Genomic DNA, 12,948 nt, shown 5'->3' on the forward strand with positions numbered 1-12,948 from the left:
TACTGTAAAACAGTCTACAGCCCCTATGAATAGGCAATAATTTACAGTAAATTTTTTATGCCTAATATTATTTGTGGGTAATTACTCTAATTTGGATTTTTAGTACTAAAATTGAGAGCTTTCTTTTCCATTTTTTAATAAAAAATGCGCTCAGCCCAGTAAAATCAAGAAATTTTTTACTAAAAAATGAAAATTTGAATTGTTTTGATGCGTTTTGAAAAAGGCTAACGCACTCGCTTTAAAGCTCGTTTGTTTCATTTTCAAAGTGATGGATTCTCCTCGCGCTAACTTAGAATTAATAGAAAGGTACCAATTATACCCAGCCTCTGAATCCATCACTTTAAAAACGCTTTCTTTGTTTTCTCTTGAGCCTTAAATCGTTCCAATAAATGACCAATATCTTCACTAATTTTTGATTCGACAACCCTTGCATAGATTTGAGTAGTGGATAATTTAGTATGCCCTAAAAGTTTTGATACTGTTTCTATAGGAACTCCATTAGAAAGCATTATAGTGGTTGCGAAGGTATGCCTGGCAACATGAAACGTGACGTTTTTATGAATACCACATGCTTTAGCTATTTCTTTTAAATAACAGTTTGTTTTTTGATTGGAATAGAGTGGAAGTATGGTTTTAGAGTTTGTTATCTCTAAAAGCTTCTTATATTTTTCGATAATTAAAAGTGCCTTTGGTAAAATAGGGACCTTGACTAATTCATTTGTCTTCTCTCTTTTGGTATGAATCCAATATCTATTATCAATACCTAAGACTATTTGATTTGCAGTCAATTCTTTTACATCGATATACGATAAACCTGTGTAACATGAAAACAGAAAAATATCCTTGACTCTTTCTAATCGTTCTTGTCTGAAATAAGTTTCTTCTATTAATTGCAACTCTCTTTCAGTAAGAAACTGTCTATCATACTTGGTAAACTTTAGCTGAAACTTTTGAAATGGATTTTTGACAATCCATTCTAATTTCAATGATAGATTGATCATTTTCTTGAATCGTTCTAGATGTTTCATTACTCCATTATTAGACAACTTCAGTTCTCCTTTGGAATCCCTATATGCCCTTAAAAATTGTTCAAAGTCAGTGATAAATCTATAATTCAATTGCTTTAAATATATGTTGTCTACTTTTCTTCTTTTTATCAGAAACTCCTTTAAGTACTTGTCTGTAGTGTAGTAGTTCTTAAGAGTTCCTGGCTTTAATACTGAAGCCATATTCGTATTGTGATATTCAATAAGCTCGACTAATGTTTTACGATTATCATCTTTACCCAAATATCTTGCTTTGATTGCGGAGGCAGAAATGATCTTATCTTCTTCTAAAAGTTGTTTGTGACAATTAAGGAGTTTTGCATAAATATTGTCAAGATAATTGTTTAAAATTCGGGCATTTGTCGTGGTTCCACGTGCTTTTCCTTTAGAAATGTCCCAATTGTTCACCGATATGCTTCGTTGAAGACTCATTTCAGAGCGTTTTCCATTGACTGTAATTCGGCAATAAATTTTTAGTAATCTCGAATTAGTTCGAGATTTTCTTGGAAAGAAAATAATTGAAAAAGTGTTGCTTTTCATGATCTTAACTAACTTTAATTGAACAAATGAATTTGTATAAGACAAATCAAAAAATGTTCCTAAAAGCTCTTTAAAGTTAAGACAATTAGTATAGAAAAGTGTTCACCGAATTGTTCACCTATTTATTGCTTTCAAATGGATTTAAATGAAAGCAATAAAAATAAAAAACACTGATAATCATACAATTAACAGTGTTTTATTCCCTCTTGAAAGAGGTTCGTCGGGGTGGCAGGATTATCCTTGATGATCCTGTTTTAAGGGTGTTGCTCAACAAAACCCAATCCCTGCTATCGCCTATTTGTCTTTTTTATTTGATTTCACTTTCTAAAACTACGTTTTGAAGTTGCATCAAATAAAAAATCCAACCACTTTCGTGATTGGATTTTGGTGGTCGGGGTGGCAGGATTCGAACCTGCGACCTCCTGCTCCCAAAGCAGGCGCGATAACCGGGCTACGCTACACCCCGAAAAATGCGGAGAGACGGGGACTCGAACCCCGGCAACACTTTCGCGTTGACAGATTAGCAATCTGCTGCATTACCACTCTGCCACCTCTCCTGATAAGTCTTTTTAAGAACTCTGCATTTGTATTCCCAAATGCGGATGCAAATGTAACTTTTATGTCCCTACAATGCAACATTTTTTTTGCATTATTTTCGTTTTAATGAGTAGGTCTTTTTAAAAAGTTGAAAATCAGTTTTTTCTTAAGAGTAAAAATGGTCTGCATTTTGTATCGTGTGATCAAAAAAAGCTTTTTTATATTTGTAAACAATAGACCTATTTTAGCTATGATACGCCTAACAAAAAATACTACCCATATGAATTTTAAATACATTCTGGTTTTTGCTTTATTGACTAGTAGTTTTGCATTTGCCCAAAAACCAGTTCTTCTCAAAGATTTTACGTTTAAGTCAGGAGAGAAATACAAACGTATAAAAAGTATCAATACCTATAATATAGCTGTTGGAGATCGATTGGTTTCTATAAAAAAGGGACGGAAGAATATGACGATCCAGCGTTTTTCTTTAAAAGACCTTAAAGAAGATCTTAAGAAAAGACAGGTAGTCGAGGATAAAGGAGATTTTCAAACGGTAATGCAGCTCAATGACAAAGCAGTAGTTTTTTATACCAAAGGAAACAGAGCTTATGGTCAGAAAGTGTCTCCTACGGGTATTGTGGTAGAAAAACCGATACAATTAATAAATGATAAAGAAGGTATAGCCAGAAATTTTGGTTTTAAAAGTACCTATGGATATGATGCAGGTGGAAGAATTAATCAATTTGTTTTTAAAGCTTCTCCTGATAGAAAAAAGTTATTGGTACTCTTCCGTATCAAAACTCCGGATAATAAGCCAGATAAAGTTGGTGTTACGGTCTTTAGCGATGGGCTTAATTTATTATGGAGACGCAAAGTAACTATGCCTCATCCTTCAGAAATTATGCAGGGAGAAGATTTTGCAATCGATAACTATGGTAATTTTTATATGACTGCTTCTTATTTTAGCGAAGTAAATGATGATAAGGATAAACTTACTATGGCATACAAAACCGAGGTTTATCGCATCAATGAAAATAGTGGGCCAATAGTAGAGCAAGAGTTGAAAATTCCAGGATATTCTATCACCGATGGAGTGATCGAATTTGATCCCCAGGGTAATGCAAAGGTTACTGGATTTTATGCGGATAACACGGATAAGTCCGTTGTCAAAGGAGTGTTTACTGCCAATCTAGCCGATGATGGAGCAATAGGCGCAATTTCAAAAAGTAACATCTCTGATGAGATACTTCAAAAGTGGATATTCGAGAGAGAGGCCAGAATAAATGAAGGAACACAAAAGGAAGACGATAAAAAAGATTTAGAGAATTTAAGAGTGAATGATGTTGTTTTTAATCCAGATGGTAGTACTACCATTTTTGGAGAACAACGTTATGTAGAGTCGTTTACAACTTCAAGTTCCTCGGGATCGAGAACAACTTATAAATATTACTATCGAGATATCGTTGCGTTTAAACTGTCTTCTGATAACAAACTGTTATGGGTACATAAACTACCCAAAAACCAATTGGGAACAGTAAGCAAACGAAGTATGTCTTATCTCAATTTTAAAAATGATGGAAAACATTATTTGTTTTACATCGATGACTTTACAAATCTGAAACGTTCTTTTGAAGAAGCTCCTACTCGTTATTTTGATGGTAAAAAAGAATTTATTTATATGACATCATACATTATCGATGATGCTACGGGAGAGGTTTCCAAAGAAGCTATTTTGACCGGAAGTGATATTCGAAATTCCAGATTGGATGTTATAGAATTGACTAAAGCAGCCACCTTACCGAATAAGGATATGATTTTTGAAGCTTTCGACGGAAAGAAGAACAATTTATTGCTTAAGGTATCAATTGCTAAATAGAAGTCCCTTCTAACAGGTATATTTTTATTTTCAGAAAAAAGTTCTAAAGCTAGTGGTAATGTTTTGTACTGCTGTGACACTCATGAGTAAAGTACAAATATTAAATAACAACTAGACCGATGAAAAAATACACCATTTTACTTTTATTGATAGTTATTACTAGCCATTCGTATGGGCAAGTCAATGTAGGGAAAAGTAAGTCTCCTATCAATCTTTATGTTTCAAAACACAAAAAAGATGTGTTTGAAAACATCAAAAAAACCAATACCGTTTTTGTAGTACCATCATCATTAGACGCAGAAGAATTTAAAACAATGATTTCGACTGTTTGGACATTTAATGAAATCACGTTTATTGACGAAAAAACGTATGATGACAATTCAGAAAAATATATATCACCAAGTAATTCAATTATTCGCTTGGTAGATAATGGATATCAAAAACAAAAGACAGGAGGAGTTATGGGACCAGGGACGAGAACCGTTGCAGAATATATCGTCTTTAAGTTTATGATGGCGTCTAATTTTGAGAATGTCAAAAAGAACAAAAAAGGAAAATTGAAGTATGATTATTTGAACGTAGCGGAGCTCTTTTTTACTCCAAATATCAGATATAGGCAGGACTTTAGCTCAAAAATGAGAATAGGAAGTTTGGATAAGATCAATGAAAAATACGGAGAAGAACCTGGGTTTTACAATTTTGATATGGGGTATATCAAAAACTATTTTCAAGAACTTAATAGAAGGCTTTCTAACTCAGAAAACTTAGTAATCGAAGATGGAATTGAGAAAAAAGAGGAACTAAAAAAATTAAAGGATCAAACCTTGTACGCTCCAAAATGGATTCTGAAAAAATACAATGCATTAGCTGCTACTTGGGGTAAAACAAGAACAGAAGAAGATATTTTTGGTAAATATGGACATAAGTATGAAGTGATTGATAACGAGGATTTGAATAAAAAAATCCTTAACGGTGACGATTTCTATTACTTGATGCATACTCAATTTAATCAAAAGAAAATGGTATCGGTAATTCATAGTACCACAGGAGAAATCATTTATTTAAAGGAAGATGGATCCTATAACATAAAAGATTCTGATCTTAAGAGTATTGCAAAACTCATCAAATAATGATTTAAAATTCTAGAAAAGGAAGCTTTTTGCTTCCTTTTTTCATATTTGTAATATCTTATAAAACCAATCGTTTCTAAGAGAAAACTTTCAATTTTAAAACATGGTAAAAGTAATATCCCTCGTTTTTTTACTCTTTTTTAATACAGGTGATGCTGTTAGTTTAAATAGCATTCGAGATGCATACAAGGTTTGTAATCAGTCAAAAGAAAATGCTGAAAAGTTTTATGAAATGACCAAAAAGGCTGCCGAGAACGGAGAAGCTATTTATGAGGGGTATCATGGGGCTGCTTTAGCACTTCAAGCTTCTTTTGGGTGGAACCCTTTTTCTAAGATGTTTTATTTTAATAAGGGAAAGAAGCTGATAGATAAAGCGATCCAAAAAGAGCCGGATAATATTGAACTACGAATGATACGATTAAGTATCCAATCCAATACACCAAAAATCTTAGGGTATAACAAAAATATAGAGGAAGATCGAGATTTTATCTCAGCAAATGTTGATAAAATTACAGGAAAGGACCTAAAAGAATACATAGAAGGGTACATCTCGCATTCAGAAGTGTTTACTAATCCCTGATTATAAATCTACCTTTTTACACTGCAAGACAATTTTTTGATCATTACAATCCGTTGTGAAGAATAGAAAGTCTTGCCCACCATCTTTGATTTTGAACTTTTTACGAAGAGTAGATACGCTTTCCTGAAAGTTCCTGGTAGTAATATTTGCCTTATTGATGTTAGCTTTGGCTAAGATCTTTTTTTGATAAGGAAAAGAAGCAATGATTTCGAATCGTCTTCCCGGAAATGTAATAAGTTCATGAGAGGTATATACATGAGAGTTACGATGCAACTTAGGTATAGAAAGATGATTTGAAACACTTGTAAAACCACCACTTTTCATGATAGCGGCATTAGGTTCGTACAAATATTTTTTTGGTTCAGATAAGTTAAGAGGTAGCTGGTTTTCTTCAGAAAATATAAAATCGAATTCTTGATTGCCTTTTTTCTGTAAATTAATGGTCTTAATTTTTAACTCTTTTTCATAGCCTTTCTCGATGAACCAAAGCAACTCCTTTACTTCATTTTCCACCGCAACCACATGAATTTCTTTGATGTTTTTTAAAGATTTAATTCCAGAGCTGATATCCAGCAAGGGAGATGTTTTGATGAGGATATTAGTGCTTTTGGAAAGCAAAAAATTAAGATGTTCGGGAACATTGGGTACACAATCCTCTAGAAAAAATACTTTTCCTTTACTTTCATGTCTTCTCGAAGGATCGATGTAAATGTAATCTATCGAATCATAATCGTTCAATATTTGTATACCATCTCCACATAATGATTTCACATTTTTGGTATTCAACATTCCAAAGTTATGAGAGGCGATAGTGCTCAGTTCTTTATTCATTTCGCAATGAATAACCTCTTTGAATACTTTGGCAAAGAAATAATCATCAATACCAAAACCACCAGTAAGATCAATTAAGGTATGTCCTTGTATTTGCTGACTTTTATAACTAGCAGTTATTTCAGAAGAAGTTTGCTCTAGATTCAAACCAGGAGGGTAGTAGATATTGGGACAAGAAAACCAAGTTGGTAATTTCTGTTTTGCCTTAAAACGCCCAATAATTTGTTGTGCTAATTCTTGTACAGTGACGTTTGAAAACGGACTCCCTGCCAAAATCAGTTTGCTTACATCTATAGGCTGGTCAGAATTTTGGATAATATATTCCTGTATGTCTGTATGTAAAATATGAGTATTCAATAATATCGTTTTGATATGATATTTGCTTCTATAAGATTTAGAGGTCTTTGGTCAGCGTTTTAACGATTTTATACTCAGACAAAAACTCTTTTGCAATTACTTTGATCGCTGTATAGAAAGGAACAGCAACAATTAGTCCTCCGATACCAAATAGCAGTCCAAAAATAAGAATGGCTAAAAATATCTCTAGTGGATGTGATTTTACACTTGTACCAAATATAAGAGGTTGGTTTAAGAAATTATCGATGAGCTGAATGATAAGATATCCTATTAGAATATAAGTCAATTTTGGTAAGATCACTGTTGGGAAATCGTATCCAAGGTTACTGGTAGTAGCCAGAAACAAAACAAGCACTCCACCAAATAAAGGTCCTATATAAGGGATAAGGTTTAGAATTGCGGCTATTAAAGCTACTGCGATAGCATTGTTTACTCCAAAAATCAAAAGCAATATGGTGTACAGTATAAATAAAATGCATACTTGCAGTAACAAGCCTACAAAATATCTGGATAAGAGATCTTTGATTTTTGTAAAGGCTCTCATAAATTTATTCTCATCTTCTTTTTTTGCAAAAACCAATAGGCTATTTTCTAATAACTGACTGTCTTTTAGTAGAAAAAAGGAAATAAACAATACAGAAAACAAACCAATCAAAACAGCACCAAATCCGCTTAAGAAGGAATTGATCAAATTAGGAACCGCTTTAAGATCAAAAAACTGCATCAAATCTGTTTGCTTAAATAACTCAATAAAGCTTAGTTTTTCTACATTAAAATAATCACTGATCTCCTGATTGAGCTGATCCAGATCATCACCAATTTTGTTGATGTCGATTTCGCCAATAAGCTGTCCTTGTTCTGTAATGATAGGAACGAATAACATCGAGATCCCGAAAAATACCAAAATGGTAATAAACAATGTAAACACTACAGCAAGGGTGTTGTTAAATTTCAGTTTTCTTTTTAAAAATGAAACCAAAGGCCTACCCATTAAAGAAATTACAGCAGCAAAAGCAATATAGATAAGTACCGATCTAATTTGGAATAAAAACCATAACAACCCTAAGACTCCTACAATGGCGCCAACCGCTCTAAGTATACCGTATGAAATTGTTTTTGAGTTCATAATTTAAAAAAGGATCAAAATTCTAAGTTCGTTTGGTTTAAAAATAAGATTATCTATCCAATCTAGCACTAGGGAGGAGTTGATTTGTAATCTCATAGAGTGCAATTCCTGTAGCTACGGCAACATTCATACTACTGTTATTGCCATACATATTGATATGTACGGTTTGATCTGATAATTTGAGGGCTGCTTCAGAAACACCATAATTTTCTTCTCCAATGATCAGTGCAATCTTTTGATCAGAATTTATATCATAGTCCGAACAAGCAATACTATCTTCAGTAATCTCGAGGGCAACAATCGAATACCCATCGTCTTTTAGGCTTGTAATGACCTCTGTAACTTCTTCTTTATGTTGATGCGCAACATGATGATGCGTTGACCTGGCTGTTCGCAACATACGTTTACTTACTACAGTAATGTCTTCACCGCAAAAGTAGATTTGAGAAATACCAAAACTGTCCGCAATACGAAAAAGACTTCCAATATTGGCAGGAGAATTTACCTGATCACAAATAAGAACTACCGGAAATTTTTTTTGTTCAAATTTAGTGGTATCGTGATGTAATTGATGGGCCATTTAATTTTCGAATGCGTATTTAATAATATTCGCTCCCATTTTGAGTGCTTTCAAACGAACCTCTTCGGGATCATTATGCACTTCTGGATTCTCCCAACCATCTCCCAGGTCACTTTCAAAAGTAAATAGCAATACCAATCTGTTATTATCTATAATACCAAGAGCTTGTGGACGTTTCCCATCGTGTTCATGGATTTTGGGTAGCCCTTGCGGGAAGTTATATTTTGAAGAGAATACAGGATGGGAAACAGGGAGTTCTACCAATTCTTTATCAGGAAATATTTTTACCAATTCCTTACGAACGTAGGGTTCCATGCCATAGTTATCATCAATGTGCAAAAAACCACCACTCAATAGATAGTTTCTTAGATTTTCAGCATCTTCTGGTGTGAAAAATACATTACCATGCCCAGTCATATGTAAATAGGGATACTGAAAAATATCTACGCTCTCTGGTTTTACCGTTTTGGGTTTCCCTGCAATGGTAGTATTAATATTTTGATTGCAAAACCTGATGAGGTTAGGTAACGCAGTGGGATTACTATACCAGTCACCACCTCCTTTGTATTGCAAAACAGCAATTTCCTGGCTATAGGTCGTAAAGGATGTCAATAAAATAAGGAGTAAAACCGTAAGCTTTCCCATAAATCTCGTCTAAAATAAAGTCTAAAAATACTAAAATTATAAAATGAAGAAGCACCTTTTAATTTTATTAACGCTCGTTGCGTTTTCGTTTGTATATGCCCAAGATCAGAATTCTGCCATTGTTTTAGAATTGTTTACCTCTCAAGGATGCAGTAGCTGTCCTCCAGCAGATGCCTTGTTGGATGATATTAGGGAGAAGTATGAAAATGATAACGTATATGTGTTATCCTATCACGTAGACTATTGGAACCGTTTAGGTTGGAGAGATCCTTTTAGTACCGAAGCCTATAGCGACTACCAAAGAGATTATGCGGTTAAATTCAGAAGTAGATCGATTTACACACCTCAATTGGTAGTAAACGGAAGCGAACATTTTACCGGATCAAATCAGTACAAAGCGGATGATGCCTTGCGTAGATATGCTAAAGCACCAACAACAAATAATATTAGTATTAGTGATGTGAACCAAAAGGGAAATACGGTGAGTTTTTCATATACAACCAAAGGAGATGAATTTTCTACAGTAACATTAGCGTTGGTAGTGGCAGAAAGAATCACTAAAGTTTCCAGAGGAGAAAATAGGAATAGAACCCTTAAAAACACCAATATTGTTGCCAATAGAGTGGTAAAAAATGAAGAAACTGGGGAAGTATCTATCGCAATACCAGATTGGGTAGGAGATACGGATCAATTAGCAGTTATCGCTTATACCCAGGATAGTGGATTACGAACTACAGGAGCTGTACGAATAGAAATTTAGTGTTAAGGGATAACTTTAAAGAGAATAAGTTGATTTAATTGCGGGAAAAAAGAACTAAAATTATTATCAGATACTACTAATATGGCTCTACTTCCGTCTTCAAAAGTAGAGCCAAAGGTAATTCCTTCCAAATTGTCGACCATGGTGTTGGTTAGTTGACTTCGGATGGTCTCAAAATCAAAAAGTAATGTTTTTTCTGCTTTCACAATATTCGCTCCAGAAAGCGAAGCAATATCCAATGTATTAGAAGCTCCACTAGCATCTACTTTATAGATTTTAACAGAATTTCCTCCATCCAGATATCCCGAAGAAAAAGAGCGTTCGAGTACCAGAAAAAGATCAGTATCATATTCCAGGATTTCTACCAATCCGTTTACCGTAAAATCGGTACCCAATGCCGGTGGTCGTGCCACAGGATCCAATTCGTATGCAAATTGCCTTTCGGCCATACCGGTAGTTTTATTGACATAGGTGATTCTAACTGGAGAGTCTGTATCTGTAAGACCGGGTTCGGGACCGTCTTCTACCAAAGGCAATTCGAAAGCGATCCAATACCCTTGTTGATCATGACTAATGGATAATCCTTCCAAAGCACCATTATGTCTTGGACCAGTAGTGTTATCCGTGGTGTTTGCACTAAAGTTATCTGGCAGTGCAAAGCTTTTGACTTGTTCTCCCGTTGTTGTAATTTCTATGAGAGCAGGATCAATTCCATTGACTATAGAACCTTCACTTGTATATAAAATAGTATTTGTAGTAGTATCAAATCGTATTGCTTCGGGATCTACCATTCCTGTTTCGAAGGAAATTCCATCTGCATTCTTGATTTCAGTCATTTTAGATATCCCCACATTAGTAAATCCTTGTTGCGAATAGGTGATAACAGCTTCGTAAAATCGAATAGGCGGAGTAGAAGCATCACTTAGCAAGTACCATTTGTTGTTGTGATAATCGATACCAGATAAGCCACCAAAAGGAGCACCTTCAATATCTTGACTTGGGATCACAAATTCGTCGATAAATTCCAAACCACTGATAGTATTGGTATCCGTATCTGGAGCATCTGGATTTGTATCATTGTTGTTGGACGAACAACTGCATAAAAAAGTGAATAGTACCAGTAAAAATAGCCCCTCATTTTTCATAACGATGTGATTTAAAATATAAAGATATCGATTCAAAACGAGATGCCAGTAGTTATGCATTAATGAATGCAATACTATGCACGGCAGAAATGGCTGCTGTTTCGGTTCGCAATCGAGTTGTACCCAAGGTGATTGGAGTATAACCTGCCTTTAGTGCTATTTCAATTTCCTTATTTGAAAAGTCCCCTTCGGGCCCGATCAAAATTGTGGTATTGGTTTTGGGCTCTACAATGTTTTTTAGTAGTTCTTTTTGACCCTCTTCGCAATGTGCGATCAACAATTGTCCTTGAGATTGCTGTTGCACGAACTCTGAAAACGAAACTGCCGGATGTAATTTTGGCAAATGATATTGTAAGGATTGCTTCATTGCACTTTGCAAAATACGTTCAAAACGCTCAGGTTTTATCACTTTTCGCTCACTATGATCACAAATAATGGGTGTGATTTCATCGATCCCAATTTCAGTTGCTTTTTCCAAAAACCATTCATATCGATCGTTCATTTTGGTTGGAGCAACAGCCATATGCAAACGATAAGGATGCTTTGTTTGTGTTTCTCTTGAATTTATTTTTGCAATGCATTGCGAAGGGTTAGAGAACGTAATTTCTGCAATAAACAGTTCTCCCTTACCATTGGTGATATGCAATACATCTCCTTCTTTTTTACGCAGTACTTTGGCTATATGCTTGCTCTCCTCCCTGGTAAAACGGATCTCTGTACTTGCGGTTTCTAAAGTATGGTTATAGAAAAGTTGCATTAGATTTTTATTCTGGCTTTGGCAACTACACTCATATCTGTAAATTCTCCTTTCAGGTATTTCAAATATCCAACAATCCCTATCATTGCTGCATTATCTGTGGTATATTCAAATTTTGGGATAAACGTTTCCCAACCAAATTTACCTTCACCTTCTTTCATGGCATTTCTGATTCCAGAATTTGCTGATACACCACCTCCGATAGCTATTCTTTTAATTCCTGTTTGTTTTGAAGCTTTCTTGAGTTTATCCACCAGGATTCCAATAATGGTATACTGCAAGGAAGCACAGATGTCGTACAAGTTCTCTTCTATAAAGTTTGGATTTTCCTTTACCTTTTTCTGAATAAAGTAAAGCACTGCAGTTTTGAGCCCGCTAAAACTAAAGTTCAAATCACTCACTTTGGGTTTAGGAAACTGAAACGCTTTTGGATTTCCCTGTTGTGCATATTTATCAACCAAGGGACCACCAGGATAAGGCAAGCCTAGTAGTTTTGCGCTTTTGTCAAAAGCTTCTCCCACGGCATCATCGATGGTTTCTCCGATGACATCCATATCAAAATGATCATTGACTTGAACAATTTGCGTATGTCCACCACTGATGGTCATCGCCAGGAATGGAAAATCCGGTTGTTGATATCCTTCTTCTTCAATAAAATGAGCAAGGATGTGTGCTTGCATATGATTTACATCAATCAAAGGGATATCCAGAGCCAGAGCCAGGGATTTGGCAAAAGAAGTACCTACCAGCAAAGATCCCATTAGTCCAGGGCCTCTGGTAAAGGCAATGGCATTCAAATCTTCTTTGGTAATTCCTGCTTGTTTTATGGCCTGATCAATCACGGGAACGATATTTTGTTGATGTGCTCTAGAAGCCAATTCAGGCACAACGCCACCGTATTGTTCGTGTATTTTTTGAGAGGCTACAACATTTGATAAAACTTTTCCGTTGCATAATATAGCAGCAGAGGTATCATCGCATGAGGACTCAATACCCAGGATGTATATTTTTTGTGGATTCATTATGAGGAAAAGGGCA

12 protein-coding genes and 2 tRNA genes are annotated in these 12,948 nt (G+C 34.9%); 4 read left to right on the top strand and 10 right to left on the bottom strand.

Annotation, left to right across the window (positions count from 1 at the left end; all coding sequences use genetic code 11):
- Positions 1-335 precede the first annotated feature (335 nt).
- The 3 genes from AC0L3Q_RS10335 to AC0L3Q_RS10345 form a co-directional block, all read right to left on the bottom strand.
- Positions 336-1,586, bottom strand: a complete 1,251-nt coding sequence (locus tag AC0L3Q_RS10335) for a site-specific integrase (protein WP_473286490.1) — start codon at positions 1,584-1,586, stop codon at positions 336-338.
- A gap of 388 nt (positions 1,587-1,974) precedes the next feature.
- A tRNA-Pro gene (locus tag AC0L3Q_RS10340) sits at positions 1,975-2,052 on the bottom strand.
- 7 nt (positions 2,053-2,059) lie between these two features.
- Positions 2,060-2,143, bottom strand: a tRNA-Ser gene (locus AC0L3Q_RS10345).
- A 260-nt stretch (positions 2,144-2,403) separates the two neighbouring features.
- Here AC0L3Q_RS10345 and AC0L3Q_RS10350 point away from each other — a divergent pair.
- From AC0L3Q_RS10350 to AC0L3Q_RS10360, 3 genes are all read left to right on the top strand, one after another.
- On the top strand, positions 2,404-3,999 hold the full coding sequence (locus AC0L3Q_RS10350; RefSeq protein WP_473286491.1) for a hypothetical protein: 1,596 nt from the start codon (positions 2,404-2,406) through the stop codon (positions 3,997-3,999).
- A gap of 119 nt (positions 4,000-4,118) precedes the next feature.
- Positions 4,119-5,129, top strand: coding sequence for a hypothetical protein (locus AC0L3Q_RS10355; protein ID WP_473286492.1), 1,011 nt, complete (start codon positions 4,119-4,121; stop codon positions 5,127-5,129).
- A 103-nt stretch (positions 5,130-5,232) separates the two neighbouring features.
- Positions 5,233-5,709, top strand: coding sequence for a hypothetical protein (locus AC0L3Q_RS10360; RefSeq protein ID WP_473286493.1), 477 nt, complete (start codon positions 5,233-5,235; stop codon positions 5,707-5,709).
- Here AC0L3Q_RS10360 and AC0L3Q_RS10365 read toward each other — a convergent pair whose 3' ends face one another.
- Genes AC0L3Q_RS10365 through AC0L3Q_RS10380 form a run of 4 tightly spaced genes read right to left on the bottom strand, consistent with a single transcriptional unit; the run spans position 5,710 to position 9,248 of the window.
- Positions 5,710-6,897 (bottom strand): THUMP-like domain-containing protein, encoded by a 1,188-nt coding sequence (locus AC0L3Q_RS10365; RefSeq protein ID WP_473286494.1) that lies wholly within the window; start codon positions 6,895-6,897, stop codon positions 5,710-5,712.
- A 37-nt stretch (positions 6,898-6,934) separates the two neighbouring features.
- A complete protein-coding gene (locus tag AC0L3Q_RS10370) occupies positions 6,935-8,023 on the bottom strand; it encodes an AI-2E family transporter (protein ID WP_473286495.1) in 1,089 nt (362 codons plus the stop codon).
- Positions 8,024-8,072: 49 nt separating this feature from the next.
- Positions 8,073-8,603, bottom strand: a complete 531-nt coding sequence (locus AC0L3Q_RS10375) for a TrmH family RNA methyltransferase (protein ID WP_473286496.1) — start codon at positions 8,601-8,603, stop codon at positions 8,073-8,075.
- A complete protein-coding gene (locus tag AC0L3Q_RS10380; protein ID WP_473286497.1) occupies positions 8,604-9,248 on the bottom strand; it encodes a DUF4159 domain-containing protein in 645 nt (214 codons plus the stop codon).
- 43 nt (positions 9,249-9,291) lie between these two features.
- Between AC0L3Q_RS10380 and AC0L3Q_RS10385 the strand changes: the two genes are divergently transcribed.
- A complete protein-coding gene (locus AC0L3Q_RS10385; RefSeq protein ID WP_473286498.1) occupies positions 9,292-10,008 on the top strand; it encodes a DUF1223 domain-containing protein in 717 nt (238 codons plus the stop codon).
- 2 nt (positions 10,009-10,010) lie between these two features.
- On the opposite strand, the gene AC0L3Q_RS10390 is transcribed toward AC0L3Q_RS10385, so the two are convergent.
- From AC0L3Q_RS10390 to tsaD, 3 genes are read right to left on the bottom strand one after another with little or no spacing between them, the layout of a single operon-like run.
- Positions 10,011-11,153, bottom strand: a complete 1,143-nt coding sequence (locus AC0L3Q_RS10390; RefSeq protein WP_473286499.1) for an esterase-like activity of phytase family protein — start codon at positions 11,151-11,153, stop codon at positions 10,011-10,013.
- Positions 11,154-11,205: 52 nt separating this feature from the next.
- The gene (locus AC0L3Q_RS10395) at positions 11,206-11,910 is read right to left on the bottom strand and encodes a 16S rRNA (uracil(1498)-N(3))-methyltransferase (RefSeq protein ID WP_473286500.1); all 705 of its coding nucleotides are present in this window, start codon (positions 11,908-11,910) and stop codon (positions 11,206-11,208) included.
- Entirely contained in the window at positions 11,910-12,932 is a 1,023-nt protein-coding gene (tsaD, locus tag AC0L3Q_RS10400) for a tRNA (adenosine(37)-N6)-threonylcarbamoyltransferase complex transferase subunit TsaD (protein ID WP_473286501.1), read from the bottom strand. The genes AC0L3Q_RS10395 and tsaD overlap by 1 nt, the downstream gene beginning before the upstream one ends.
- Positions 12,933-12,948 lie beyond the last annotated feature (16 nt).

Source organism: Aquimarina sp. KJ22-3, assembly GCF_055808215.1.

Bases quoted from the DNA above. Each gene is read 5' to 3' on its own strand.
- AC0L3Q_RS10390 (WP_473286499.1), bottom strand. From the start codon at position 11,153: ATGAAAAATGAGGGGCTATTTTTACTGGTACTATTCACTTTTTTATGC.
- AC0L3Q_RS10375 (WP_473286496.1), bottom strand. From the start codon at position 8,603: ATGGCCCATCAATTACATCACGATACCACTAAATTTGAACAAAAAAAA.
- AC0L3Q_RS10395 (WP_473286500.1), bottom strand. From the start codon at position 11,910: ATGCAACTTTTCTATAACCATACTTTAGAAACCGCAAGTACAGAGATC.
- AC0L3Q_RS10350 (WP_473286491.1), top strand. From the start codon at position 2,404: ATGAATTTTAAATACATTCTGGTTTTTGCTTTATTGACTAGTAGTTTT.
- AC0L3Q_RS10380 (WP_473286497.1), bottom strand. From the start codon at position 9,248: ATGGGAAAGCTTACGGTTTTACTCCTTATTTTATTGACATCCTTTACG.
- AC0L3Q_RS10370 (WP_473286495.1), bottom strand. From the start codon at position 8,023: ATGAACTCAAAAACAATTTCATACGGTATACTTAGAGCGGTTGGCGCC.
- AC0L3Q_RS10355 (WP_473286492.1), top strand. From the start codon at position 4,119: ATGAAAAAATACACCATTTTACTTTTATTGATAGTTATTACTAGCCAT.
- AC0L3Q_RS10335 (WP_473286490.1), bottom strand. From the start codon at position 1,586: ATGAAAAGCAACACTTTTTCAATTATTTTCTTTCCAAGAAAATCTCGA.
- AC0L3Q_RS10360 (WP_473286493.1), top strand. From the start codon at position 5,233: ATGGTAAAAGTAATATCCCTCGTTTTTTTACTCTTTTTTAATACAGGT.
- tsaD (WP_473286501.1), bottom strand. From the start codon at position 12,932: ATGAATCCACAAAAAATATACATCCTGGGTATTGAGTCCTCATGCGAT.
- AC0L3Q_RS10385 (WP_473286498.1), top strand. From the start codon at position 9,292: ATGAAGAAGCACCTTTTAATTTTATTAACGCTCGTTGCGTTTTCGTTT.